The sequence below is a fragment of the Streptomyces sp. NPDC111516 genome (assembly GCF_055635345.1).
Map to the genome: position 1 here is coordinate 233,377 of NZ_JBVKBV010000003.1, position 26,192 is coordinate 259,568.

Here is a 26,192-nt window from a genome sequence, read left to right on the forward strand (position 1 = left end):
CGCTGAGCGTGCCCGTCGGAAGCTGTCCATACGGGACCGATGGCCGGATCAGCCGGAAAGGCGGACCGGCATGATCAGGTACTTGTACGCCTCATCCGCGTCGGCGTCCACGGCCGGGCGACCGCTGAGCAGCGCGGGCTTGGTGGACGTCGTGAAGGAGAGCTGGGCGACCGGGGAGTCGATCGCGCTCAGCCCGTCCAGCAGGAAGGTCGGGTTGAAGGCGATCGAGATGTCGTCGCCCTCCAGCACCGCCTCGACCCTCTCCACAGCCTGTGCGTCGTCACTGGAACCCGCCTCCAGGATCAGCACACCCTGCTCGAAGCTGAGCCGCACCGGGGTGTTCCGCTCGGCAACGAGGGCCACACGCTTGACGGCCTCGACGAACGGAGCGGTCTCGATGACCGCGACCGAGTTGAACTCGGTCGGGAACAGCGTGCGGTACTTCGGCAGATCGCCTTCGAGCAGCCGCGTGGTCGTACGCCGGCCCGCTCCCTCGAAACCGATCAGGCCCTCACCGGCACCCGAGCCGGACAGCGCCAGCGTCACCGTGTCACCGCTGGTCAGGGCCTTTGCGGTGTCCAGCAGGGTCTTGGCGGGCACCAGCGCGACAGCCGACGCATCCGGGTTCTCCGGCTTCCAGAGGAACTCGCGGACCGCGAAGCGGTAGCGGTCGGTGGAGGCCAGGGTGACGGTCTCGCCCTCGATCTCGATCCGCACACCGGTCAGGACCGGCAGCGTGTCGTCACGGCCCGCGGCGATGGCGACCTGCGCGGCGGCAGAGGCGAAGACCTCACCGGGAACCGTGCCGGTCGCGGTCGGCATCTCGGGCAGCGCCGGGTACTCCTCCACAGGAAGGGTGTGGAGTGTGAATCGTGAGGAGCCGCAGACCACGGTCGCCCGTACACCGTCTGTGGAAATCTCCACCGGGCGGTTGGGAAGGGCGCGGCAGATGTCGGCGAGCAGCCGGCCGGAGACCAGCACCGTGCCGTCCTCCTCGACCTCCGCGTCCACCGAGACCCGGGCCGAGACCTCGTAGTCGAAGCTGGAGAAGCTGAGGGCGCCGTCCTCAGCCTTCAACAGAAGGCCTGCAAGAACGGGCGCCGGCGGACGGGCCGGGAGGCTACGGGCCACCCAGGCCACAGCCTCCGCGAGTACATCGCGCTCCACCCGGATCTTCACCGGAACCGCCTCCTGCTGTTGCTCGCTCGCCCTGCTGGCCTTCGTCGTCCGATCGCGTCTCTCGCCGATGACAGCGGGAGGACGCCGGGGACCAGTCTGACGTACGGCACCGACACTCGGTGCTGCTCGGGGTCAAGTCGCGACAAGAGGCTCGGAGCGCCTCGGCCCCGAGTTGTGCACAGGCCCCACTTCGAAGCGGATTCCGGGCTAACTATAGGTGGCAGTAGTAGTAGGGCCTGTGGAAACGGTGGATAACGTCGTTTTCGCAGGTCAGGCCCAGTTTTTTGTCCACCGACCCTGTGGGTGGCACCGGTGGACAACCCGGTGCTTCTGTGGACGGACGAAAGTTCTGCACACCCGGTACACAGGACAAGTGGGTTTCTCCCCAGGGCTGTCCCCAGCTTTACCCAGGTTCCCCACAGCCCAACCGACCCTCTCGGTGTGACGCCTTTCACTCGGCGCAGTGAAAGGCGTCGTTGCGTTGCCGAACAGTGGACAGGCATGTGGAGAAGCCCGATCAAGCTGGGGACAACACGGCCCGTGCTGTGGGCCACCGGTGGACAACATCATCGGCTCCCTGTGGACAAAGATTTTGTCCACAGGCTGTGGATCGCTGTTGACCACAAATCCCCAGGCCTTTGACCTGGCCTGATGGAGTATCGGCAGTCGCCCCTGTGGAAGCAATATGGAACAACTTCTGGGTCCCCAGGCTGTGGAGGAGAAAATCTCCCCAGATCTGTGGAGAACAGACGCCCAGCGGCATGTATTCGAACACCGCGACCACCCCGGAGCCGCGGAGTCCGGCTTCGGAGCGGCTTCCGAGCGGGTTTCGCAACGGTCTCGGAGGGGCTGGACGGACTCCGGACCGGCTTCGGCGGACCTCGGAGGGGCTTCGGCGCGGGGCTCCGGACAGCGAAGAAGGGCGCCCGCGGAACCCGGTGAAGGTTCCGCAGGCGCCCTTCCGACGCGTACGGGGCGTATGCGTGTCGGCGGCCGTCAGCCGTTCTTGATGCGGTTGGTGAGCTCGGTGACCTGGTTGTAGATGGAGCGTCGCTCCGCCATCAGCGCGCGGATCTTCCGGTCCGCGTGCATCACCGTCGTATGGTCGCGGCCGCCGAACTGCGCCCCGATCTTGGGCAGCGAAAGATCGGTCAGCTCCCGGCAGAGGTACATCGCGATCTGGCGGGCCGTCACCAGTACGCGGCTGCGCGAGGTTCCGCAGAGATCGTCCACCGTCAGACCGAAGTAGTCCGCGGTCGCCGCCATGATGGCCGTCGCCGTGATCTCAGGAGCCGAGTCCTCGCCACCCGGGATCAGATCCTTCAGCACATGCTCGGTCAGCCCGAGATCGACCGGCTGGCGATTGAGGCTGGCGAAGGCCGTGACCCGGATCAGCGCCCCCTCCAATTCCCTGATGTTCCGGGAGATACGGGAGGCGATGAACTCCAGTACCTCCGGCGGGGCGTTGAGCTGCTCCTGGACCGCCTTCTTACGGAGGATCGCGATCCGCGTCTCCAGCTCCGGCGGCTGGACATCGGTGGTCAGACCCCACTCGAAACGGTTCCGCAGCCGGTCCTCCAGGGTCACCAGCTGCTTGGGCGGCCGGTCCGAGGACAGCACGATCTGCTTGTTGGCGTTGTGGAGCGTATTGAAGGTGTGGAAGAACTCCTCCTGCGTCGACTCCTTGCTCGCCAGGAACTGGATGTCGTCGACCAGCAGGATGTCCACATCGCGGTAGCGCTTGCGGAAGGTGTCGCCCTTGCCGTCGCGGATCGAGTTGATGAACTCGTTGGTGAACTCCTCGGAGCTCACGTACCGCACCCGGGTGCCCGGGTAGAGGCTGCGCGCGTAGTGCCCGATCGCGTGCAGCAGATGGGTCTTGCCGAGTCCGGACTCCCCATAGATGAAGAGCGGGTTGTACGCCTTGGCGGGTGCTTCGGCGACCGCGACCGCTGCGGCGTGTGCGAACCGGTTGGACGCACCGATGACGAATGTGTCGAAGAGGTACTTCGGATTCAGCCGGGCCGCCGGCTCACCGGCGCCGGGCGTGGGGGCGGGCTGTGCGCCCATCGGCCCGGTGGCGCCGCCGGGCCGTCCGGTGCCGGCGCCGCCCTGCCGGTGCTGGGCCTGGGGGTCCTGCATGTCGTGGCGCTCGGGGCGCTGCTGTTCGTAACTCTGACGCTCGGGCGGCTGCGGCCGGTAGTCGTGCTGCGGCTGCTGGGGACGGCCGCCGGCGTACGGCTCCCGCCACTGTTCCGCCGAGGTGTCGCGGTCCTGGAATCCGCCGAGCCGGGGCTGCTGCCAGGAGAGGTCCTCCTGGCTGCGCGGCCACGCACCGGGGTCGCGGCGCTGCTGCTGGTAGTCGGGGTAGGCGGGCCGGGCGGTCGGCATGCCGTCGTCCGAGGGCCGGTGGCCGTATCCGTCGTACGCGTCGTCGTGCTGACGCTCATCGTGCTGCGGTCCCTGGTAGCGGTGCTGCTGGGGCTGCGGGGACTGGTGCATGGGGGGCGCGGGCGGGCTCGGAGGTTCGCCCGCGGAGTCGTCGACGGTGATCGCGATGCGGATCGGGCGGCCGCATTCGCGGCTCAGTGTCTCGCTGATGAGCGGCGCGAGCCGGCCTTCCAGTACGCGCTTGCCCCATTCATTGGGGACGGCGAGCAGCGCCGTGTCGGCGACCAGTGCGAGCGGCTGGCAGCGCTCGATCCACTGCTTGTCCTTCGGCTCGATGCCCTGCTGGCCCTCTCCGAGGAGTTGCTCCAGCACTCGTGGCCACACTGCGGCAAGATCGGCAGGTACGTCAGCCACAAAGCACGCTCTCTCGCTGGTCCCACGAATGTGTGGTTCTCGGGACGGGATGGTTCGGGATGGGTGAGGACCGGCGGGCAGGAAGAAAAAGAACCGGGGTTCAGCCACGGTAGTCAGGCCGACCCGCGTGGTTCAAGTTGTTGTCCACAGCCTGTGCATAGTGCGGGGTGCGGCAGAGGCGGTTTGACCGGGTGGTGTGGCCGCGCGTACCGTGGCCAGGTCGAGTTGTCGATGGCTGCTGCCGCCTGCCTCCGATGGGCAAAGATCACGATCTGTGATCGTGAAGCGGTGCACTAGAGCGTTTACGCGAGTCTCTCGTGGGCGCACGGTGACAGCCAGGCGATGTCCCGCCAACACACGAGTCATTTCTGGAGCCCCCGAGTGAGCAAGCGCACCTTCCAGCCGAACAACCGTCGTCGCGCGAAGACCCACGGCTTCCGGCTGCGGATGCGCACCCGTGCCGGCCGCGCGATTCTCGCGTCCCGCCGTGGCAAGGGTCGCGCCAACCTGTCCGCCTGATCGTTTACAGGTCATGACGTGCTGCCTACCGAGAATCGGCTGAGGCGGCGCGAGGACTTCGCGACCGCAGTACGTCGGGGACGCCGGGCCGGCCGCCCGCTACTCGTCGTTCATCTACGCAGCGGTGCAACGGACCCGCACGTGACTGGGGAGAGTGCTCCCCCGCCGCGTGCGGGTTTCGTTGTCAGCAAAGCTGTAGGTGGAGCGGTTGTACGCACAGCGGTGAAGCGCAGGCTTCGCCACCTGGTCCGGGAACGGCTGGCCCTGCTGCCCCCCGGTAGCCTGGTTGTCGTACGAGCGTTGCCCGGAGCGGGCGATGCCGACCATGAACAGCTGGCCCGAGACCTGGATGCCGCTCTTCAGCGGCTGCTGGGAGGGGGCGCGCGATGAAGTACCCGCTGCTGGCTCTCATCAAGTTGTACCAGTGGACGATCAGCCCACTTCTGGGGCCTGTCTGCCGTTACTACCCGTCGTGTTCCCACTATGGATATACGGCGATCGACCGGCACGGAGCGATCAAGGGAACTGCGCTGACGGCCTGGCGCATCCTGCGGTGCAATCCGTGGTCACCCGGTGGCGTGGACCATGTTCCACCACGCAAACGTCCGCGTTGGCACGAACTGCTGCGCAATGCCATACGCGGTGGCAAGGGCGGGGACTCCGCCGCTGACGTGCCTCCCGGGGGGTCGGTTTCCGAATCCCCGAGCCCGGCCGCAGAGACTTCGCCCAATGCTCAAGGAGCTTGATTAGTGGACACGATTGCCAGTCTGTTCAGCTTTATCACCTGGCCCGTTTCATGGGTCATCGTCCAGTTCCATACGTTGTACGGAGCGATTTTCGGCGATGACACGGGCTGGGCCTGGGGCCTGTCCATCGTGTCGCTGGTGGTACTGATCCGGATCTGTCTGATCCCGCTGTTCGTCAAGCAGATCAAGTCGACCCGCAACATGCAGGTGCTCCAGCCGAAGATGAAGGCGATCCAGGAGCGCTACAAGAGCGACAAGCAGCGTCAGTCCGAAGAGATGATGAAGCTGTACAAGGAGACGGGCACCAACCCGCTCTCCTCGTGCCTTCCCATCCTGGCGCAGTCGCCGTTCTTCTTCGCCCTGTATCACGTGCTCTCGGCCATCGCCTCGGGTCAGACGATCGGTGTCATCGACCAGCCGCTGCTCGACAGCGCCCGTAAGGCACACATCTTCGGTGCTCCGCTCGCTGCCAAGTTCATGGACAGCGAAGCGACGGTCCACGCACTCGGTGCCTCGCTGCTGGACGTTCGTGTCGTCACCGCGGTCATGATCGTGATGATGTCGGCGTCGCAGTTCTTCACCCAGCGCCAGCTGATGACGAAGAACGTCGACCTGACGGTCAAGACGCCGTACATGCAGCAGCAGAAGATGCTGATGTACATCTTCCCGCTGATCTTCGCCGTCATGGGCATCAACTTCCCCGTCGGTGTCCTCGTCTACTGGCTGACCACCAACGTCTGGACCATGGGTCAGCAGATGTACGTGATCAACCAGAACCCGACCCCGGGCAGCAAGGCGCAGGACCAGTACCTGGGACGTCTGCTGAAGAGCGTCACCGCTCACGGTGAGGTACGTGGCAGGACCAAGCGCAATACGGTCAAGCGGATCGTGTCCAAGGGGCCGGACCGCAACGACATCGAGCGGAAGTTCATCACAGGACTGGCCAAGCTGGGCTTCGCCGCCCAGGAGGACGGCACGGTGATCAAGAGCGACACGGCTGTTGCGGAGGCCGAGGGCGGAGCCGCGCAGCGGCGTCAGCAGCCCAAGCGCCAGACCAAGGCCCAGCGCCAGACCGCCGCCCAGCAGGCCAAGGAGACCGGTTCTGCCGAGCCGGAGTCCAAGACCTCCCTGGATAAGCGGGACGCATCGCAGGACGACAAGCCCAAGCCGGCGGGCAAGCCCGCGGCCGGCTCCTCACGCCAAGCCAAGTCCGGACAGCGCAAGGGCCCGCAGCGGCCCAAGCACCCGTCCAAGAAGTAAGAAGGAGTCCATCCGTGACGGAAGGCACCACCTCCACGGCCGCTGAGGGCAGCGACACCTTGACCCGCCTCGAGCAGGAGGGCGAGATCGCAGCGGACTACCTCGAGGGTCTGCTCGACATCGCCGATCTCGACGGCGACATCGACATGGACGTCGAGGCAGACCGGGCCGCGGTCTCGATCATCAGTGACTCGGCACGTGATCTGCAGAAGCTCGTGGGCCGCGACGGTGAGGTGCTGGAGGCACTCCAGGAGCTGACGCGGCTTGCTGTGCACCGGGAGACCGGCGACCGCAGTCGTCTGATGCTGGACATCGCGGGCTTCCGTGCCAAGAAGCGGGCGGAGCTCGCCGAGCTGGGTGCCAAGGCCGCGGACGAGGTCAAGAGCACCGGTGAGCCGGTGAAGCTGGACCCGATGACGCCGTTCGAGCGCAAGGTCGTGCACGACGCGGTCGCGGCCGCCGGTCTGCGCAGCGAGTCCGAGGGCGAGGAGCCGCAGCGCTTCGTCGTCGTTCTCCCGGCCTGACCGGACCCTTGTTCTGTCGGCCCCGTCTGTTCGCAGGCGGGGCCGATCTTTGTCAGCCTGATAGTCAGCCACCCACAGCGCGGTAAATGCGGTATGGAAGGACGGTTCCCGTGACGGCGGAAGTAGAGCTTCCCCAGGCGCCTGAAGGCGCGCGAGCGGTTTTCGGCGAGTTCTTCCCGGAAGCTGTCCGGTACGCGGAACTGCTGGCGGATGCCGGGGTGAAACGGGGGCTGATCGGTCCGCGTGAGGTGCCGCGGCTGTGGGAGCGGCATCTGCTGAACTGTGCCGTGCTCTCCGAGGTTGTGCCCGAAGGTGTCACGGTCTGCGACGTGGGCTCCGGTGCGGGCCTTCCGGGTATTCCGCTCGCGCTGGTGCGTCCGGATCTCAAGATCACTTTGTTGGAGCCCTTGCTTCGACGGACGAATTTCCTTCAGGAAGTCGTCGAACTGTTGGGGCTGAGCCATGTGACGGTTGTGCGCGGTCGGGCCGAGGAGGTTCTGGGGACCCTTCAACCCGTTCACGTCGTTACGGCTCGGGCTGTGGCGCCGCTCGACCGGCTGGCCGGCTGGGGCGTTCCGCTGCTGCGTCCGTACGGAGAGATGCTGGCGCTCAAGGGAGACACCGCCGAGGTGGAGATCGTTGGTGCGCGGGCGGCCCTGAGCAAGCTCGGTGTGGTGGAGACCGAGGTGCTGCATGTCGGCGAGGGCATCGTTGATCCCATGTCCACGGTGGTGCGTGTGGTGGTCGGGGAGAGCCCGGGCGGTGTGAGGTTCGCCGCAAAGAGGGCCAAGGCTGCGAGGACGAGCCGTACGAGGCGCCGCCGCTGACACGGTCCGGTCACGTTGCGGAATTGGCCGTTATGTACGGTTCGTGATGTCCGTTGGTGATGCTCCCGGTAAGCAGTCGTACGTGCCTCATGCGGAGTGTCGTGCCCCTGTAGCTTCGCTGCGGGGGCATCGTGTTTCACGTGAAACGTCGCTCTCTGCTGCATGGGATCATCAGCCGCGGTCGTGCGGCTGCCGCGCCGCGGCATCGCAAGCCCGTTAGGGCTATGGAGTTGTCCACAGAAGTGGATTCATCCACAGAAGAGCGGGCCTCGCTGGTTCACGACCCCGAAAGCATGGCAGGCTCTGTGCATTGTGAGCCTGAAGTCGAGGAGAGTGAATCCTTGCGGTCCGACGCCAACATCGCGGGACCGATGACCGATCCGGTCCCCGGTCCCCGAACCGAATCGGCGGGGGAGGGTGTTTCACGTGAAACACCGCCGCCGCCGATGGACGACACACCCATCGGTCGCGCGGCCCAACTGGCGGTCGAGGCCCTAGGCCGCGCCGGCGAGGGCCTGCCCCGTCCTGACCGGACTCGCGTCATGGTGGTGGCCAATCAGAAGGGTGGGGTGGGCAAGACCACCACGACGGTCAACCTTGCCGCCTCGCTCGCGCTTCACGGCGCACGTGTCCTGGTGGTGGACCTCGACCCGCAGGGGAATGCCTCTACGGCTCTGGGTATCGATCACCATGCCGAAGTTCCCTCTATCTATGACGTCCTGGTGGAGAGCAGGCCGCTCTCCGAGGTGGTTCAGCCTGTTCCGGACGTCGAAGGCCTCTTCTGTGCCCCCGCCACGATCGATCTCGCCGGTGCGGAGATCGAGCTGGTGTCGCTGGTGGCGCGGGAGAGCCGACTGCAGCGGGCGATCCAGGCGTATGAGCAGCCCTTGGACTACATTCTGATCGACTGCCCGCCCTCGCTCGGTCTGCTGACCGTCAATGCCCTGGTCGCCGGCGCCGAGGTGCTGATCCCCATTCAGTGCGAGTACTACGCGCTGGAGGGGTTGGGGCAGCTGCTGAGGAATGTGGACCTGGTGCGGGGGCATCTCAACCCCGACCTTCACGTGTCGACGATTCTGCTCACCATGTACGACGGCAGGACCAGGCTCGCTTCGCAGGTCGCGGAGGAGGTGCGCAGTCACTTCGGTAAGGAGGTGCTGCGGACGAACATTCCGCGGTCGGTGCGGATTTCGGAGGCACCGAGCTACGGGCAGACCGTGCTGACCTACGACCCGGGTTCGAGTGGGTCGCTTTCGTACCTCGAAGCGGCGCGTGAGATCGCGTTGCGAGGTGTCGGGGTGCAGTACGAGGCCCAGCATGCCCACACGGGCAGTGGGAACAGCCAGCAGAGCATTTCGGAGGGGATCCAGTGAGTGAGCGTCGAAGAGGGTTGGGGCGTGGGCTAGGTGCCCTGATCCCCGCCGCTCCGCAGGAGAAGCAGGTGCCGTCCACGGGGGTGGGATCGGCCTCTCCCGGGGCGGGTCCGGTGATGACGGCAGAGCGGGGGGTGGCCGCTGCGAAGGTGGCCGCCCTTGCGTCCGCTCCGGTCGTGCCGGAGCCGAGTGTGCCGGTTTCGGAGCCCGAGGCGGCCGTAGCATCGGTGGGAGCCACCGGGGCGTACTTTGCCGAGGTCCCTCTCGGCTCCATCACCCCTAATCCACGTCAGCCCCGAGAGGTGTTCGACGAGGATGCCCTCGCCGAGTTGGTTACCTCCATCAAGGAAGTGGGGCTTCTCCAGCCCGTTGTCGTGCGGAAGACGGGTCCGGAGCGCTATGAGCTCATCATGGGCGAGCGGCGCTGGAGGGCGTGCCGTGAGGCGGGTCTGGAGCGGATCCCGGCCATCGTCCGGGCCACGGACGACGAGAAGCTGCTCCTGGACGCACTTCTGGAGAACCTTCACCGGGCTCAGCTGAATCCGTTGGAGGAGGCAGCCGCCTACGACCAGTTGCTCAAGGACTTCAAGTGCACACATGACCAGTTGGCGGACCGGATCGGGCGTTCCCGTCCGCAGGTGTCCAACACACTGCGTCTGCTGAGGCTTTCGCCTCCGGTGCAGCGCAGGGTCGCGGCCGGGGTGTTGTCGGCCGGTCATGCGCGGGCGCTGTTGTCCGTGGACGACTCGGAGGAGCAGGACAGGCTGGCGCATCGCATTGTGGCCGAGGGGCTGTCGGTGCGTGCGGTCGAAGAGATCGTGACCCTCATGGGGACCAGGCCGACGAGTCCTGCCAAGTCCAAGGGGCCGCGGGCCGGCGGACGGGTGTCGCCGGCGCTGTCCGATCTTGCTTCCCGGCTCTCGGACCGCTTCGAGACCAGGGTGAAGGTCGACCTCGGGCAGAAGAAGGGAAAGATCGTCGTCGAGTTTGCGTCGATGGAGGATCTGGACCGCATTCTCGGCAGTCTGGCGCCGGGCGAGGGGCGGGTGCTGGACCGGGAACCGTCTGAGGACCCTGCCGAGGACGACGAGGGCTGACCTCTGCCGGATGAGCGGTAGGGCGGGCTGTGTTCCGATGGATACCGGAACACAGCCCGCCCTTTGCTTTCTCTCGGTGTCGGCTTCATCCCTGGGTGGATACGATGCGTTCTGGTATGGCACATCCGTTCTGAGCCATCTCGGTGGAGGGAGCGCCATGCGATCAGTGAGCCACAGCCGACTGGTGGCAGTGAGGCTGGGCCCGGGGGCGCTGTCGGAGGGTTCGTCGGCAGTCTGCTCCTGGAACGGAGTGCACTGACTGCCGCACGCGATGCGGCAGGCGAAGGAAGCGAGGAACAGCCTTCATGGGGCGTCGGCTCGTACCGCTCACACTGGACAATCTTTCCGATCTCCCGAGGCGCTGCCGCTCGTGTGTCTTCTGGGAGCTTGATCCGGTCAGTGGCGAAGCTGCAGTAAAGGCGGGAACGCCCGAGCTGGAGAAAGAGGCATGGATCTCGGCCGTTCTGCTGGAGTGGGGTTCGTGCGGCCGCGTTGTCCATGTCGACGATGTGCCGGTGGGCTTCGTTCTCTACGCACCACCGGCCTATGTACCGCGTTCGATGGCCTTTCCTACAAGCCCCGTCTCCCCAGATGCCGTGCAGTTGATGACTGCCTGGATCATGCCGGGCTACCAGGGGCAGGGACTGGGCCGAGTCATGGTGCAGACCGTCGCCAAGGACCTGCTGCGGCGGGGATTCAAGGCGATCGAGGCCTTCGGCGATGCCCGGTGGAAGGAGCCTGCCTGTGTGCTTCCCGCGGATCATCTCCTCGCAGTCGGCTTCAAGACCGTACGGCCGCATCCTGTCCATCCGCGACTGAGACTGGAACTGCGGACGACGCTCTCCTGGAAGGAAGACGTCGAGCTGGCACTGGATCGATTGCTGGGTGCCGTCCAGAAGGAACCGGCGCTGCGGCCGCTGTGATCCGAACGAACAGGACCATGTGAAACGGGTCCATCCCCTCGGGGGATGGACCCGTTTCACGTGAAACATCGAACCACGGCTCTACTCGCTGATGAAGCCTTCGAGGTCGCGGAGGAGCGCGGCCTTCGGCTTGGCTCCGACGATGGTCTTGGCGACCTCGCCATCCTTGTAGACGTTCAGGGTCGGGATGGACATGACGCCGTACTTGGCGGCCGTGGCCGGATTCTCGTCGATGTTGAGCTTGACGATCTCGATCTCGTCGCCGTGCTCGGCAGCGATGGCTTCCAGGGAGGGCGCGATCTGGCGGCACGGACCGCACCAGGCAGCCCAGAAGTCCACCAGTACAGGCTTCTCGCTCTTCAGGACGACCTCGTCGAAGGAGTCGTCGGTCACGTTCTTCAGGTCGCCGGCCACGGCGGCCTCCTTAACTTCTTAGGGGTGTGTGGGGTGAGAGGCGTGGGTCAGACGGTGGCCGCGGCGGCCTTCTCGTCGTCGGCGAGCGCAGCGAGGAAGCGCTCGGCGTCGAGAGCGGCCGAGCAGCCGGTACCGGCAGCGCTGATGGCCTGTCGGTAGGTGTGGTCGACGACATCACCGGCGCCGAAGACACCGGTCACGTTGGTGCGCGTGGAGGGAGCGTCGACCTTGAGGTAGCCCTCGTCGTCGAGTTCGAGCTGCCCCTTGAAGAGCTCGGTGCGCGGGTCGTGGCCCACTGCGATGAACAGACCGGTCACCGCGAGCTCGGACGTTGCGCCGGTCTTGGTGTTCCGAAGGGTCAGGCCGGACAGCTTCTGCTCGCCGTGGACTCCTGCGACCTCGCTGTCCCAGGCGAACTTGATCTTCGGGTCTGCGAAGGCACGGTCCTGCATGGCCTTGGAAGCACGCAGCGAGTCACGGCGGTGGACGATGGTGACGGACTTGGCGAAACGGGAGAGGAAGGTTGCCTCCTCCATCGCGGTGTCGCCGCCGCCGACCACTGCGATGTCCTGGTCCTTGAAGAAGAACCCGTCACAGGTCGCGCACCAGGAGACGCCGCGGCCCGAGAGGGCGTCCTCGTTGGGCAGCCCCAGCTTGCGGTGCTGGGAGCCGGTCGTCACGATGACGGCCTTGGCGCGGTGCACCGTGCCGGCGGTGTCGGTGACCGTCTTGATGTCGTCAGTGAGGTCCACGGAGACGACATCATCGGGAACGAGCTCGGCGCCGAAGCGCTCGGCTTGGGCGCGCATGTTGTCCATGAGCTCGGGGCCCATGATCCCGTCCTGGAAGCCCGGGAAGTTCTCCACGTCGGTGGTGTTCATCAGAGCACCGCCGGCGGTGACGGCGCCCTCGAACACCAGCGGCTTCAGCGAGGCGCGTGCGGTGTAAAGGGCGGCCGTGTAGCCCGCGGGGCCGGAGCCGATGATGATCACATTACGGACGTCGCTCACGGGTTTCTTCCTCGTCTCTGCAGACTGCCTACTGACCACGCCTGATGGGGTCGGTTCAACGACTCTCACCCCACCCAACGGATCCTACGGGGGATGCATTCCCGACGTGCCGGGGCGGCGTTCCGGCACGATTCTCAGGGGCGCGCGTAGGCGTGGGTCAGCAGTAGCTTCGCTTTGGCGTCGGGCTCGTCCCGGACGCAGGCCGCGTCGACGACATACGCCTGGACGCGGGTCGCGTCCGAGGGGTGTGGCAGGACGACGAGGAAGGCATCCGTGCCCTCGTAGGTGCCTTCTTCCACGGCGAGGGCCGCGGTCTTCCGCCCGATGCCCTGCTCCACACAGGGTGGGACGGATACAGCGGGTGCACGCAACGGCGTTCGGGGCGGCTCGGACCTGAGAGAGTCGCTCTTGGGCGTCGATTGCATGTCGACCGACGGCGGTGCCTGCTTCTCGGCGTCGGTACCGTCCGGACTCGATGATTTTGTGCCGGCGCTCAGAAGCAGCGCTTGGACCCGGCCCTCGAGGGTGGACGCCGTGAAGATTCCTGTGCCTTTTGCCGCGGAGCTGGAGCCGTGGTCCGCTGCCTTGAGGCTGGCATCCTCCTGGGGCGACTGGACGCTCTGCAGCATGAAGACGCTCACGCCGACCATGGCTGCGCCGAGGGCGGTGCCGAGCACGGCTGTGCGGCGGCGGCGCCGGGCCGATCGGCGGCCGGGGCCAGTGGCCGCCCGGGGATGCCCGGCAGGGCGGTCCGAGAGACCGGTCTCCGCGTCCGGCTTCTGCGCGACGGAAGGTTCTGTTTCACGTGAAACATGCGGCGCTGCGCCGACGGGCGCCGTGGTGCTGAGAGCCTCGACGGCGAGCGCTGCGTCGATGCGGTCCACGACATCGTCGGGCATGTGTTGAGGCGCGGGCACGGTGCCGAGCAGCTCGCGGATCTCCACGAGTGAGGCATGGACATCACCGCAGAGCTCGCAGCCGTCCACATGGCCGCGTACCTCTGCCGCACGTGACGGCGGGAGCAGTCCCTCCGTGAGATCGGAGATCTCCGAGACATCCGGGTGCTGGGTCGTTTCGGTCGTTGATGTCATGCGCGCCCACCTCCACCCTTCACTGCAGCAGGATCGCTTGTCCCCGTGTCCCTCGGCCTCGACGCGGGTGGGACGGATGCGCGCGGCGTCCGGTTCCTTCCCGCGGCGGGTTCCTCGGCTCCTGTGCCCTCACTGCGTAGGTGGGTGAGCAAAGGAGCCAGCCGGGCTCTGCCACGCGCGCAGCGGCTCTTCACGGTGCCTGTCGGTACATCGAGGATGCGTGCAGCCTCGGCCACGGGGTAGCCCTGCATGTCCACGAGGACCAGGGCGGCGCGCTGCTCTGCGGGGAGAGTGGCGAGTGCGGCCAAGAGCTCGCGGTGCAGGTCCCGGCGCTCCGCCGGGACCTCTGCGGACTCGTGCGGTTCGAGGAGCTGGTCGAACCGTTCGGTGTCATCGACCGGCGAAGTCTTGCGGGTGGCCGCCTTCCGGACCCGGTCCAGGCAGGCATTGACGGTGATGCGGTGCAGCCAGGTGGTGACGGCGGACTGGCCGCGGAAGGTGTGGGCGGCCCGGAAAGCGGAGACCAGTGCGTCCTGGACGGCGTCGGAGGCTTCCTCCCGGTCGCCCAGGGTCCGCAGTGCCACGGCCCACAGCCGGTCGCGGTGGCGTCGTACGAGCTCGCCGAAGGCGTCGGGTTCACCGGCCACATGGCGAGCGAGGAGGTCTGAGTCGCTGAGTGGTTCCGACGGCTCGGCGGCCACCTCCCCCTCCCTCCCTCTCTATGTCAAGGTGCGTCTGTCTATCACGATTCGAGTGGGCAGGGGCAGAGGGCGGAAGACGAACGGTATGAGATCGACCGGCGGGCCCGGACGGTGCGCGAAAGGCCGGTGGGAGTCCGCTCCCACCGGCCTTTCGCGTCAGCCAAGTACCGAGATCTCCGAGATTCCGCCACGGAAGCCGTCAGACGTTCCGTCCGACGGCAGCTCAGTGATGTGGATCAGTACGTAGCGAGTCCGTACAGGCTTGGCGAGAGACTCCTTCAGATCGCTCCCCACCGTTGCGAGCTTGGTGAGGCGCTGAGGGAAGTCCGAGAGGGACGACGGGGCTGAGGCGTTCGCGTCGGCTGCGAGCACTTCGGCCTTCTGCCCGCTGCGGAACATCTCGACATTGATGCCCTTGACGTCCTGGACACTGCCCAGATCGACGACGATGCCGCTGCCATCCCTACGGGGCGCGAGATTGCCGAAATTGGCGTAGCCCCGGTAGCGGAGGGTGACCCACGCGGTACTCGCCTTGCCGTCGATGGCGTTCGGCGCGTCCTCCTGCTTTATCCCTGAGCCGCTGGGCATGAACTCCGTAGCACCGGCTATCCGCAGCGGCTTGAGCGGGGCCGCAGGCTTGTTGTCGTCGTTCTCCGGGGTCGTCTGTGTGGTGTCGTCGTTCCCCGAGTCGTTGCTGCGGTCGAGGAGCGTCTCGGCGAGCTGCCAGCTGCCGAGGCCCAGTGCGGCGATGAGCAGCGCGGACACCGCCCACTTGAGGACCTTGCCGGTGCGGGTCTGGAGCGGGGCCGGGGGCACGGCGATCACGGGCTGCGTGGTGACGCCGGGGCCGGCGGGTGGGCGCCCGTAGGTGCCTTGCTGGTAGGTCGTGCGCTGGTACTCCGGGGGCGCCGTGAAGGTGGGCTCCGGAGGGCGGATGCGGGGCATCGCTGCGACAGCCTTGGCCAGTTCGTCCGGGGTGGTGCACGGCTGCTCCTGCCGGGAGGCAGTGGCGCCGTCATTGGCGAGTGCGCGCATGGCGATCTCGGACAGGCCACGGTGGACACCGGCCCGTACCTGGTCCGGGGCGATCAGCCCCACTCCCTTGGGCAGGCCGGACAGACCGTAGGCATCGGTCTCGTACGGCCAGCGCTGGGTCAGTGCGGCGTAGAGCAGGGCGCCGATCGCCTCGGTGTCCGCGCGCTGCGGGCCGTCGGCGGTGATCCCCCGCAGTGCGGCGTTCACCGCGAGGCCGCGGATCCGGTACTGCCCGGTCGAGCTGCGCAGCACCGCGCCCGGGGTCAGCCTCAGATGCGCGAGACCCTCTCGGTGCGCGGCCGCCATGGCCTGGGAGATCTGACTGACGAGTTGGTAGGCGTCATGCGCGTCCATCGGTCCCGCGGCCAGCAGCGAGGTGAGCTCGGTGGCATCGGGGAGCCATTCGTGGACGACGTAGACCAGGTCGTTCTCCTCGACCGCGTCGAGCACCTGCACGAAGCGAGGGTCGCCGAGCAGCGCGGAGGAGCGGGCTGCGGCCAGCACCGAACGGGCTCGGGGGTGGTCGGCGGGCAGCAGATGGACGCCGACCGCGCGGCGCAGCTTCTCATCGACAGCGCGCCAACTGCTGAACCCGTCCAGACGGGTGACGCACTCTTCGAGCCGGTAACGTCCGGCCAGTTTGTGCCCGCTGTGCAGATCAGGGGTCGGCAGAGTGGCCTCGGAGCTGATGCGCTCACCGTCCGTGTTCTGAGGCTCTGTGCCCGTTGTGTCCTGAGCTTTCGCCGTCCCGTCGGTCGTGGCCTCGTCCGCCTTGGCGGCCAGCGGTTCATCACCGCTGTTGTCGGCCACGTCGACGGCAGCCGTGCTACGTTCCGCCACCGTCGTTCCTGCCTCCCCATCCGTTGCGCGATGCCAGCCAGCCCTGCACAGTCACGCCAATTGTGCCCACACTCCGGCGCTATGCACGACACGCAAGGGGCGGTGATGGTTGTGCGACCACGATCCTCAGCGCCCGAGCCGTCCTCGGACCATGCCGACCATGCCGTTGATCTCTTCGATCCGCATCCGCTTGGCGGCGACGAAGAAGACGCCCAGCAGAACGGCGCCACCGCAGATCAGGGCGACGAGTGAACCGAAGGCGCCTTCACCGAGGCCCATGAGAACAGCGAAGCCGACTCCGCCGCCGAGCGCCGCTGCCGGGATGGCGGCCAGGCACAGGCGGGCGTAGGTGCGGACGACGTGGGCACCGTCCAGATCGCCGCCCAGCCGGTTGCGCAGCCGTCGCCAGGCGATGCCTACGCCGACGGCGTAGGCGAGTCCGTACGCGGCAGCCATGCCGACCACGGCCCACTGGGCCGGCAGGATCACGTAGCAGAGGGCCGAGGCGGCCGCGTTGACCGCGGCGACGATGACCGTGTTGTAGAAGGGCGTCCGGGTGTCCTCGTAGGCGTAGAAGCCTCGCAGCACCACGTACTGCACGGAGTACGGGATCAGGCCGAGACCGAATGCCATGAGGATGAAGCCCATGGACCGGGCCGCTTCGGTGCCCGCGGAGGCATACAGCAGGGTGCACATCGGCAGGCCGAGGGCGAGGAACATGAAGGCCACCGGCACGATCGCCACGGCCGAGTTCCGCAGTCCCTGGGAGATGTCGTCGCGGACGGCGCCCGGGTCGTCGTCGTGGGCGGCGCGGGAGATGCGGGGCAGCAGGGCCGCCATGACCGACACGGTGATGATGGCCTGCGGCATGCCCCAGATGAGCTGGGCGTTGGAGTACGCGAGGAAGCCGGTGCCGTCCTTGCCGGACAGCTTGCCCGCCGACGTCGCGAGCTGGGTGACGACGATCACGCCTGCCTGGTTGGCCAGCACGAACAGGACGGTCCACTTGGCCAGCTTGACCGTCTTGCCGAGCCCGTGCCCCTTCCAGTCGAAGCGCGGCCGGAAGCGGAAGCCGGCCTCGCGCAGATACGGGACCATGGCCAGGGCCTGGACGACCAGGCCGAGCAGTGTTCCGATGCCCAGGAGCCGGACGCCCTCCGGCGGGATCGTCTGGACCCCCATCTGGGACTCGGCGGAGGTGCCGTAGACCCAGATGAACATGCCGAACGTGAAGATCATGACGATGTTGTTGAGGACCGGGGTCCACATCATCGCACCGAACCGGCCGCGGGCGTTGAGGATCTGGCCCATCACGACGTGCACGCCCATGAAGAAGATGGTCGGCAGGCAGTACCGGGCGAACGTCACGGCGACGCTGTTGGCGGCCGTGTCCCTGGCGATCGTCGGCGACATCATGTGGATCAGCCACGGAGCGGCGAAGACCGCGATCGCGACGATCACACCGAGCGCGACCATCACCAGGGTCAGCAGCCGGTTGGCGTAGGCCTCGCCGCCGTCCTCGTCATCCTTCATGGAACGGACGAGCTGGGGAACGAAGACCGAGTTCAGCCCGCCGCCGACGGTGAGGATGTAGATCATCGTCGGCAGTGTGTAGGCGATGGTGAAGCTGTCGCCGAGGAGTGCCGCACCGAGCGCGGCGGTGATCACAAGGCTGCGGACGAATCCGGTGAGCCGGGACACGAGGGTGCCGGCCGCCATGACCGCGCTGGATTTCAGCAGGCCGGAGGCGCGGCCGCCGGACTTGGGCGGTGCGGGGGCCGGGGCCGGCTCGGGCTCGGCCGGGACGGGGGAGGGTCCTGCCGGGCCTTCCTGGTCCCGGAGCAGGTGGGCGAAGGCGTCCGGCTGCTCACGGTCGTGGGACGCCTGGCTGACGAGATCGTCGACGCCGACGAACTGGGTGGTCGCCGGGTTGTCGCCGTACGGCAGGTGCCGCGACGGTCCGTCGGGCTCGGGGGGCGGGGTCTGTGCCCAGATGCGCGGATCGGGTGGGTACTGCGCCGCGGGCGGCTGCTGGTAGAGAGGCTGGGGCTGCTGGTAGGTGCCAGGGGGCGGCGGCGGGTGCGCGGCGCGGTCGTACAGCGCCTCGGTCACCGGGTCCTGGACGGACAGGTCCTGCGCCCGGTAGGGGTCGTAGTCGTACGCGGACTGCAGGTACGGATCGGGGGTCGGCGGAATCTTGTCCGGTGCGGGAGGGACCGGGGGCCCACCGGAAGGCCCGGCTCCGCCCGCACCCTGACCGCGGTCACCGTCGTACGGCGCGTTCATCGAAACCCCACCTCATCGTCCCCGGCCGACCGGCCACGACAGACATCGCTCAACGTTCCACTTTCTCACCCGGGTCCGACGGTGCCCCGCTTTCCGGACCGGTGTCCGGCGTCGGGTCACTCGGCTGCTCGGGATCGCTGCCGTCGCCGCCGGCCGCGCCGTCGGCGTTGGCCCGCTTGCGCTGGGTGTACATCCTGATGCCTGCGAGGACCAGAAGCAGCAGCCCGCCGGCGATCACCAGCAGCACGGTCGGGGTGAGCTCGGAGACCTTCACGGTGAAGGTCATCTCTCCGCCGTACGGCGTGCCGTCCTCGGTGTAGAGCTGTGCGGTCATCTGCACCTGGCCGTTGATATTGGCCGCGGCGTCGAACTTCACGGACTGGCTGTGACCGCCGGCGATCCGGATCGGCTGCTCCGCCACGGCCCCGCCGTCGTTCAGCTTGAGCCGGGTCGCGTTCTCCGACTTCAGCCGGAGGACCAGGTGGTCCACGCCCTGCAACAGCCTGTTCTGCACGGTCACCGGGATCGTGGCGCTGCGGCCGGACAGGGTGACGTCCGATTTCGAGATGAGCTGGACCTCGTTGATCAGGCCCTGCAGATAGGTGCGTACCGAGTCCCGGTACTGCTGGGCCTCCAGCGGGCTGCCGCGCCACGACGTCGACATGGACCGGTTGACCGCGTTGCCGAAGGGGGTCACCACCCGCTCCGGCCGGTCGAGGATGACCTGGAAGTTGTTGAGCGAGGTCTGGATGGACTTGATGTCCTGGAACGCCTGGGTGGGCAGCTCCTGGCTGCGGAGCCGCTTCGGGTACTGGGAGGAGCCGGGGACGCTGGTCGTCGCCTCCGCGTCGGGCTTCGCCTCGGCCGCGTCGACGAGCCCGAGGGGCTGGGTCCAGCGTTCGTCGTCGAGGGAGTGCAGAGCGGCGGCCATCGACTGGGCCTGGGCGACCGTCGGCATCCGCTGCGGCGCGACGACGATGCTCCGTTCCTCGTCCGTCTCCTGCTCGGTCAGGGCGAGGGTCTGCGCGAGGAACTTCTGAACGGCGAGGGTGGATTTCCCCGCCTTCGACATATCGCCCTGGAAGGCCGTGGAGAGCCGGGCGTCGGCGACCACGGCGGTGGTGCCGCCGCCGATGGGACGGGCCGAGGTCGGCGTGTACGGCAGACGGCCGGTCTCCTGGAGGCTGTCGCTGCGGGCGATCACGTTGTGCGCGCCGGCTGAGGTGGCGACGTCGACGATCGACGGGTCGACCGCCCCGTCGACGGGCCAGGCGAAGTCGGTCGACGGCTTCACATGCAGGATGGTCTGCACCGTTGTCCCGGCGACATCCGTGGCGGTCTGCAGGTGGCTGAGGGTGCCCGACACGTTCTTGCCGCGGTGTGCGAGGGATGCCAGATCGGGGTCGGCGAACGGCAGCGCGATGACCTTGCCGTCCGACACCGCGGCTTCCAGCGAGGTGAGCCACTCCTTGGCGACGGCCTGGTTCTTCCCGGCGACGGTGGTGTCACCGGATTTCACGCGGTAGTTCCGTGCCATCGCGTCGACGCTGGCCAGCAGATCCGGGTCGATGACCCACGTCACAGGCAGCTGGCTGCCCAGCGAGACCAGCTGTTCGAGGCGCCCGCCCGGCGCGAGTTCGGCGGCAAGGTCGTCATCCGCGAACACGGGTGTCTGCTGATCGTCGGAGCCGGTTTCGGCGGTGACGTGGGGCGACGCGATGAGCGGCCAGAGATAGGTGACCTTCGTCCTGGAGGCACGCGCTTCCTTCTGCCAGGGCAGGAAGGTGCGCTGGATCCCCAGTACGTGGTCGTACCGGGCCCGGGAGGTCTGCCCCGACAGCGAGACACCGAGCTGGTAGACGCCGTCGTCGCCGAGCCCCAGCTTGTCGACCGGGACGGACAGCGTGAAGTCCTGGCTGATTCCGGAAGAGAGCTTCGCGAACTTCACCGTGTACTTGCCGCCGAGCGGGGCGGGATCGCTGCCGGGGACGTAGCCGGTGCGCTTGGCCGCGGTGTCGATCGACATCCTGCCGTAGAGCCTCGGACCCACTCGCAGGTCGACCTCCGCCTGCGTGATCGTCTCCTTGCCCCTGTTGGTCACGGTGCCGGAGACGGTCAGCGTGTCCCCCTTCACCGGTGCGCTCGGAGCGAGAGTGTTCAGGGACACATCGACCGTCTCGGAGCCGGTGGCGGCCTTGGCGGTCCCGCCGGCCTCTGCGGCGGACGCGGTCGGTCCGACCAGCAGCACGGCGATGAGCGGTGCCCCGATGATCGTGGCGGCTGTGCGCCGCAGCCACCGGCGGGCAGGAGAGGGACCGATCCCCTGGATGTCTGCCGCCTCGGCCACGCGCCTACCCGTCCCTCGTCGTCGTCAGCTGGTGTCGATGGTTGTCGGTTGCTGCGTCCCCGCATGGTAACGATGTGCGTGGGTGCCCAGTGCTGGGGAGTCCGCTACATGATCGGAAGAGTCTCGCAGGGCGGGACGAAACCAGGACGACCGGGCCGGTCCGGGCACGTACCCTTTTCTGTTGTGTCGAACGCCAATGAAGACAGCTCCCGTGCCCTGACCCAGGTGCAGCACCGCGCAGTCAGCGAACTGCTGCGGGTGTCGCCGGTCGCCGACGATCTCGCCCGCCGTTTCCAGGATGCCGGATTCAGTCTCGCTCTGGTCGGCGGCTCGGTCCGGGACGCGCTTCTCGGCAGGCTCGGGAACGACCTGGACTTCACGACGGACGCCCGCCCCGAGGCCGTACTGAAGATCGTCCGGCCGTGGGCCGACTCGGTGTGGGAGGTCGGGATCGCCTTCGGCACCGTGGGTGCCCAGAAGGACGGCTACCAGATCGAAGTCACCACATACAGGTCGGAGGCGTACGACAGGACCTCACGCAAGCCCGAGGTGTCCTATGGCGACTCCATCGAGGAAGACCTCATCCGTCGTGACTTCACGGTCAATGCCATGGCCGTCGCGCTTCCACAGAAGGACTTCGTCGACCCTCATGGCGGTCTTGAGGACCTGGCCCGCCGCGTGCTGCGCACCCCCGGAACGCCCGAGGAATCCTTCTCCGACGATCCGCTGCGCATGCTGCGTGCTGCTCGCTTTGCCGCGCAGCTGGACTTCGACGTCGCCCCCGACGTGGTCACGGCGATGACGGAAATGGCCGGGCGTCTCGAGATCGTCTCCGCCGAGCGGGTCAGGGAGGAGCTCAATAAACTGCTGCTCTCCGCCAACCCTCGCAAGGGTCTGGCGCTGCTCGTCGACACGGGCCTGGCGCAGCAGGTGCTGCCGGAGCTTCCCGCTCTGCGTCTGGAAAGTGACGAGCATCACCGGCACAAGGATGTCTACGAGCACTCGCTGACCGTCCTGGAGCAGGCGATCGACCTGGAGGAGGACGGGCCTGATCTGGTTCTGCGCCTTGCCGCTCTGCTCCATGACATCGGCAAGCCGAGGACACGTCGCTTCGAGAAGGACGGGCGCGTCTCGTTCCATCACCATGAGGTGGTGGGCGCCAAGATGACCAAGAAGCGGCTGACCGCGCTCAAGTACTCCAACGACACGGTCAAGGACGTCTCGAAGCTCGTGGAGCTGCACTTGCGTTTCCACGGTTACGGTGACGGCGAGTGGACCGACTCCGCGGTGCGCCGCTATGTGCGTGATGCGGGCCCGCTGCTGGAGCGGCTGCACAAGCTGACCCGCTCGGACTGCACCACACGGAACAAGCGCAAGGCCGCCGCCCTCTCGCGAACCTATAACGGGCTCGAGGAGCGCATTGCGCAACTGCGGGAGCAGGAGGAGCTGGATGCCGTCCGGCCCGACCTGAACGGCAACGAAATCATGAAGACGCTGGGTGTCGGTCCTGGGCCGGTGATCGGCAAGGCCTACGCGTTCCTGCTGGAGCTGCGGCTGGAGCACGGGCCGATGGGGCATGACGTGGCGGTCGAGAAGCTCAAGAAGTGGTGGGCCGCGCAGAGCTGAGGCCACTGAAGGCCTGATCGGCAGGAGATCGGAAACGGGTGCGGTCATGTTTCACGTGAAACATGACCGCACCCGTTTCCGTGAGGGGCGCTGTTTCACGTGAAACAGCGCCCCCCGCCGCAGCACCTCTCACGCACGCCGGGACGCCCTTTCGGCACGGCTCCACCGGAACAGCGGCACGGCGACGACCGCATAGAGCACGGCCACCCCGATCACCACGACGAACGACTGCCCGTCAGGAGGCAGCATCAGGGCGCAGGCCGCGGCAGCGCCCACGAACGCCACGTTGAACAGCACGTCGTAGAGGGAGAAGACCCGGCCGCGGAAGGCGTCATCCACCGAGGTCTGCACCACGGTGTCCGTCGCGATCTTCGCCCCCTGAGTGACAAGCCCGAGGACGAATGCCGCGACGAGTATCGGCGCGGGGACGAACCACAGCCCCAGTGCGGGTTCGAGGACGGCGGCCGCCGCCGCGCACACCGCCATCCAGCGGAGCCGGCCGAGCCGCCCCACCGCCCACGGTGTCACCACGGCCGCCGCGAAGAACCCCGCGCCGGATATCCCCACAGCCAGCCCGAGGAGGGCCAGGCCTTCGGATTCGCTGTCGGACCAGGCGTACCGGCTCAGCATCAGCACCATCACGGTCAGCGCCCCGTAGCAGAAGCGGATCACGGTCATGGCGGCCAGCGCGCGGGTGGCCTGCTTCCGCTCCGCCAGATGGCGCAGCCCGTCGGCGAGCCCCCGAGCCGTGATGGCCAGAGCCTTCCGCAGCCGGATGCGGCGCCCGTCCTGATCCGGTCCGAGGAGGCCGGTGGCCAGACTCAGGGAGGCCAGTGCCGAAGTGAGGTAGAGCGCCGCGCCCAGCAGCACCACCGCCGCGTCGGAGTCGGCGAGCAGCAGCCGCACGATGAAGGCGAGGCCGCCGCCGGCCGTGGCGGCGAGTGTGCCCGCGGTCGGCGAGAGCGAGTTGGCCAGCACCAGCCGGTCCCTGTCGACGACACGCGGCAGCGCGGCCGAGAGCCCGGCCAGCACGAAGCGGTTGACGGCGGTGACGCACAGCGCCGAGACGTAGAAGAGCCAGTCGGGTGCGGCGCCGAGGATCAGGAATGCGGTGCAGCAGGCGAGTGCGGCGCGCAGCAGGTTGCCGTACAGAAAGACCTGACGGCGTGGCCAGCGGTCCAGCAGGACGCCGGCGAAGGGGCCGATGAGCGAGTACGGCAGGAGCAGCACGGCCATGGCGGAGGCGATGGCCCCTGCCGATGCCTGTTTCTCCGGGGAGAAGACGACATGCGCCGCCACTGCGACCTGATACACGCCGTCCGCCGACTGGGAGAGAAGCCGTACGGCGAGCAGACGACGGAAGTTCCGAAGGCGCAGGAGTACGCGCAGATCACCTACGACGGGCATGTGATCAAGGGTCACATACGTTGAGGGTCCCCGGGTGGATGACCCGGGGACCCTCAACGGTGCGGAAAGGAAGGAGCATTGCTGCTCATCACCGAGCCGCGTCGACGCGCCGTGTCCGGTCGCGTCAGTTGGCGGCCTCGCCCTTGATGAACTTCTCGACGTTCTCGCGGGCCTCGTCGTCGAAGTACTGGACCGGCGGGGACTTCATGAAGTACGAGGACGCGGAGAGGATCGGGCCACCGATGCCGCGGTCCTTGGCGATCTTCGCGGCGCGGACGGCGTCGATGATGACACCGGCGGAGTTCGGGGAGTCCCACACCTCGAGCTTGTACTCCAGGTTCAGCGGAACGTCTCCGAAGGCACGGCCCTCGAGGCGCACGTAGGCCCACTTGCGGTCGTCCAGCCAGGCCACGTAGTCCGACGGGCCGATGTGGACGTTGTCCGCACCGAGCTCGCGGTCGCGGATCTGGGAGGTGACGGCCTGCGTCTTGGAGATCTTCTTGGACTCCAGGCGCTCACGCTCGAGCATGTTCTTGAAGTCCATGTTGCCGCCGACGTTCAGCTGCATCGTGCGGTCCAGGATGACGCCCCGGTCCTCGAAGAGCTTCGCCATCACGCGGTGCGTGATGGTGGCGCCGACCTGCGACTTGATGTCGTCGCCGACGATCGGGACACCGGCCTCGGTGAACTTGTCCGCCCACTCCTTGGTGCCGGCGATGAAGACCGGGAGAGCGTTGACGAACGCGACCTTGGCGTCGATGGCGCACTGCGCGTAGAACTTCGCGGCGACCTCGGACCCGACGGGCAGGTAGCAGACGAGGACGTCGACCTTGCGGTCCTTCAGGACCTGGACGATGTCGACCGGGGCCTCGGCCGACTCCTCGATGGTCTGGCGGTAGTACTTGCCCAGGCCGTCGTGGGTGTGGCCGCGCTGGACGGTCACGCCGGTGCTGGGAACGTCGGCGATCTTGATGGTGTTGTTCTCGCTGGCACCGATGGCGTCCGCGAGGTCGAGGCCGACCTTCTTCGCGTCGACGTCGAAGGCGGCGACGAACTCGACGTCCCGCACGTGGTAGTCGCCGAACTGGACGTGCATCAGGCCGGGCACCTTGCCGGCCGGATCGGCGTCCTTGTAGTACTCGACGCCCTGGACCAGCGAGGCGGCGCAGTTGCCCACGCCGACGATGGCTACGCGAACCGAACCCATTCCGGTTGCTCCCTGTGTGTAATGGATGTTCCCGATGAAGCCCCGCGGATCTGCGGGGACCTCACTTTGAGGTGTCGTCGGACGGATCCGGCAGGGTGTCACCCCGGTGCCGGGGCAGGCCGTCCGTCTCTCCTGCTGTGTTCTGCTGAGCTTCGCCCCCGGGCGAGGATCGTCGCTGATCCCGTCCCGACCGCTCGCTCTCGATGAGCTCGTTCAGCCAGCGCACTTCGCGCTCCACGGACTCCATGCCGTGTCGCTGCAGCTCAAGTGTGTAGTCGTCGAGGCGCTCGCGGGTGCGGGCCAGAGAGGCCCGCATCTTCTCCAGGCGTTCCTCCAGCCGGCTGCGCCGGCCTTCCAGCACCCGCATCCGCACCTCGTGCTCCGTCTGCCCGAAGAAGGCGAAACGGGCCGCGAAGTGCTCGTCCTCCCAGGAGTCGGGGCCGGTGTGCGAAAGCAGCTCCTCGAAGTGCTCCTTACCTTCCGCCGTCAGCCGGTAGACGATCTTGGCGCGGCGCCCGGCCAGTGAGGAGGCGGGGGCGACCGCACGGCCGGCGGCGGGCGGAAGGACGGCCGGGGCTGTTCCCGGCTCCTCGATCAACCAGCCGTTGGCGACCAGCGTCTTGAGGCAGGGGTAGAGGGTGCCGTAGCTGAAGGCGCGGAAGATCCCCAGCGACGTGTTGAGACGTTTGCGCAACTCGTACCCGTGCATCGGGGATTCGCGGAGCAGACCGAGAACGGCGAATTCGAGGATGCCGGAGCGTCTGCTCAACTTCGCCTCCTCCTTCTCCGAGTGCTCTCGCGGAGCCCTGTGCCGAGCTGATGTACCGAGCCGATGTATCGGCTCGATACATCATGACGATAGATCGGTCGTCGCCCTGCGACAAGAGGGGGCATCGTGAACGGCGTCACATCGTGAATTCATAGGCACCGACTTGCGTTGTTTGGGGTGAAGTTCGGCCCTAGGAGGGTTTTGAC

22 protein-coding genes are annotated in these 26,192 nt (G+C 67.3%); 10 read left to right on the forward strand and 12 right to left on the reverse strand.

The window, feature by feature from the left end; translation table 11 throughout:
* Positions 1-48: 48 nt before the first annotated feature.
* Positions 49-1,179 (reverse strand): DNA polymerase III subunit beta, encoded by a 1,131-nt coding sequence (dnaN, locus tag ACZ7L9_RS09035; protein WP_471413837.1) that lies wholly within the window; start codon positions 1,177-1,179, stop codon positions 49-51.
* Positions 1,180-2,175: 996 nt separating this feature from the next.
* A complete protein-coding gene (gene dnaA / locus ACZ7L9_RS09040) occupies positions 2,176-3,984 on the reverse strand; it encodes a chromosomal replication initiator protein DnaA (protein WP_471413839.1) in 1,809 nt (602 codons plus the stop codon).
* Positions 3,985-4,365: 381 nt separating this feature from the next.
* On the opposite strand from dnaA, the gene rpmH reads away from it, so the two are divergent.
* The 9 genes from rpmH to ACZ7L9_RS09085 all read left to right on the forward strand — a co-directional run bounded on the left by rpmH (position 4,366) and on the right by ACZ7L9_RS09085 (position 11,253).
* On the forward strand, positions 4,366-4,503 hold the full coding sequence (gene rpmH / locus ACZ7L9_RS09045; protein WP_030930485.1) for a 50S ribosomal protein L34: 138 nt from the start codon (positions 4,366-4,368) through the stop codon (positions 4,501-4,503).
* 18 nt (positions 4,504-4,521) lie between these two features.
* Positions 4,522-4,893, forward strand: a complete 372-nt coding sequence (gene rnpA, locus ACZ7L9_RS09050; protein WP_266747316.1) for a ribonuclease P protein component — start codon at positions 4,522-4,524, stop codon at positions 4,891-4,893.
* On the forward strand, positions 4,890-5,249 hold the full coding sequence (gene yidD, locus ACZ7L9_RS09055; protein WP_389984455.1) for a membrane protein insertion efficiency factor YidD: 360 nt from the start codon (positions 4,890-4,892) through the stop codon (positions 5,247-5,249). Before rnpA ends, yidD begins: the two co-directional genes overlap by 4 nt.
* Positions 5,250-5,252: 3 nt before the next feature.
* Entirely contained in the window at positions 5,253-6,509 is a 1,257-nt protein-coding gene (yidC, locus tag ACZ7L9_RS09060; protein WP_471413842.1) for a membrane protein insertase YidC, read from the forward strand.
* Positions 6,510-6,523: 14 nt separating this feature from the next.
* On the forward strand, positions 6,524-7,033 hold the full coding sequence (locus ACZ7L9_RS09065) for a Jag family protein (RefSeq protein ID WP_114245516.1): 510 nt from the start codon (positions 6,524-6,526) through the stop codon (positions 7,031-7,033).
* 110 nt (positions 7,034-7,143) lie between these two features.
* A complete protein-coding gene (gene rsmG, locus ACZ7L9_RS09070; protein WP_471413843.1) occupies positions 7,144-7,860 on the forward strand; it encodes a 16S rRNA (guanine(527)-N(7))-methyltransferase RsmG in 717 nt (238 codons plus the stop codon).
* Between the two features lie 293 nt (positions 7,861-8,153).
* Complete coding sequence (locus ACZ7L9_RS09075) at positions 8,154-9,233, forward strand: ParA family protein (protein WP_471414122.1); 1,080 nt, start codon at positions 8,154-8,156, stop codon at positions 9,231-9,233.
* A complete protein-coding gene (locus ACZ7L9_RS09080) occupies positions 9,230-10,330 on the forward strand; it encodes a ParB/RepB/Spo0J family partition protein (RefSeq protein WP_471413845.1) in 1,101 nt (366 codons plus the stop codon). The genes ACZ7L9_RS09075 and ACZ7L9_RS09080 overlap by 4 nt, the downstream gene beginning before the upstream one ends.
* A 305-nt stretch (positions 10,331-10,635) precedes the next feature.
* A complete protein-coding gene (locus tag ACZ7L9_RS09085; RefSeq protein ID WP_471413847.1) occupies positions 10,636-11,253 on the forward strand; it encodes a GNAT family N-acetyltransferase in 618 nt (205 codons plus the stop codon).
* Between the two features lie 81 nt (positions 11,254-11,334).
* On the opposite strand, the gene trxA is transcribed toward ACZ7L9_RS09085, so the two are convergent.
* The 7 genes from trxA to ACZ7L9_RS09120 all read right to left on the reverse strand — a co-directional run bounded on the left by trxA (position 11,335) and on the right by ACZ7L9_RS09120 (position 20,977).
* A complete protein-coding gene (gene trxA, locus ACZ7L9_RS09090) occupies positions 11,335-11,667 on the reverse strand; it encodes a thioredoxin (protein WP_389984440.1) in 333 nt (110 codons plus the stop codon).
* A 47-nt stretch (positions 11,668-11,714) separates the two neighbouring features.
* Positions 11,715-12,677, reverse strand: coding sequence for a thioredoxin-disulfide reductase (gene trxB, locus ACZ7L9_RS09095; RefSeq protein WP_471413850.1), 963 nt, complete (start codon positions 12,675-12,677; stop codon positions 11,715-11,717).
* 134 nt (positions 12,678-12,811) lie between these two features.
* Positions 12,812-13,768 carry an anti-sigma factor family protein gene (locus ACZ7L9_RS09100; RefSeq protein ID WP_471413851.1) on the reverse strand — a complete coding sequence of 319 codons (957 nt, stop codon included), beginning with the start codon at positions 13,766-13,768 and terminating at the stop codon, positions 12,812-12,814.
* Positions 13,765-14,469, reverse strand: a complete 705-nt coding sequence (gene sigM, locus ACZ7L9_RS09105) for an RNA polymerase sigma factor SigM (RefSeq protein WP_471413852.1) — start codon at positions 14,467-14,469, stop codon at positions 13,765-13,767. The genes ACZ7L9_RS09100 and sigM overlap by 4 nt, the downstream gene beginning before the upstream one ends.
* 156 nt (positions 14,470-14,625) lie before the next feature.
* On the reverse strand, positions 14,626-16,344 hold the full coding sequence (locus ACZ7L9_RS09110) for a protein kinase family protein (RefSeq protein ID WP_471413853.1): 1,719 nt from the start codon (positions 16,342-16,344) through the stop codon (positions 14,626-14,628).
* A gap of 126 nt (positions 16,345-16,470) precedes the next feature.
* The gene (gene murJ / locus ACZ7L9_RS09115) at positions 16,471-18,630 is read right to left on the reverse strand and encodes a murein biosynthesis integral membrane protein MurJ (protein ID WP_471413855.1); all 2,160 of its coding nucleotides are present in this window, start codon (positions 18,628-18,630) and stop codon (positions 16,471-16,473) included.
* Between the two features lie 49 nt (positions 18,631-18,679).
* A complete protein-coding gene (locus tag ACZ7L9_RS09120; protein ID WP_471413857.1) occupies positions 18,680-20,977 on the reverse strand; it encodes a DUF6049 family protein in 2,298 nt (765 codons plus the stop codon).
* 183 nt (positions 20,978-21,160) lie between these two features.
* Between ACZ7L9_RS09120 and ACZ7L9_RS09125 the strand changes: the two genes are divergently transcribed.
* Positions 21,161-22,603 carry a CCA tRNA nucleotidyltransferase gene (locus ACZ7L9_RS09125; RefSeq protein WP_471413858.1) on the forward strand — a complete coding sequence of 481 codons (1,443 nt, stop codon included), beginning with the start codon at positions 21,161-21,163 and terminating at the stop codon, positions 22,601-22,603.
* A 129-nt stretch (positions 22,604-22,732) separates the two neighbouring features.
* Here the strand turns inward: ACZ7L9_RS09125 and ACZ7L9_RS09130 are convergent, their stop codons facing one another.
* The 3 genes from ACZ7L9_RS09130 to ACZ7L9_RS09140 all read right to left on the reverse strand — a co-directional run bounded on the left by ACZ7L9_RS09130 (position 22,733) and on the right by ACZ7L9_RS09140 (position 25,986).
* Positions 22,733-24,010, reverse strand: a complete 1,278-nt coding sequence (locus ACZ7L9_RS09130; protein ID WP_471413859.1) for an MFS transporter — start codon at positions 24,008-24,010, stop codon at positions 22,733-22,735.
* A gap of 124 nt (positions 24,011-24,134) precedes the next feature.
* The gene (locus tag ACZ7L9_RS09135; protein ID WP_471413861.1) at positions 24,135-25,217 is read right to left on the reverse strand and encodes an inositol-3-phosphate synthase; all 1,083 of its coding nucleotides are present in this window, start codon (positions 25,215-25,217) and stop codon (positions 24,135-24,137) included.
* Between the two features lie 61 nt (positions 25,218-25,278).
* Positions 25,279-25,986 carry a PadR family transcriptional regulator gene (locus ACZ7L9_RS09140; protein WP_384463575.1) on the reverse strand — a complete coding sequence of 236 codons (708 nt, stop codon included), beginning with the start codon at positions 25,984-25,986 and terminating at the stop codon, positions 25,279-25,281.
* Between the last annotated feature and the right edge of the window lie 206 nt (positions 25,987-26,192).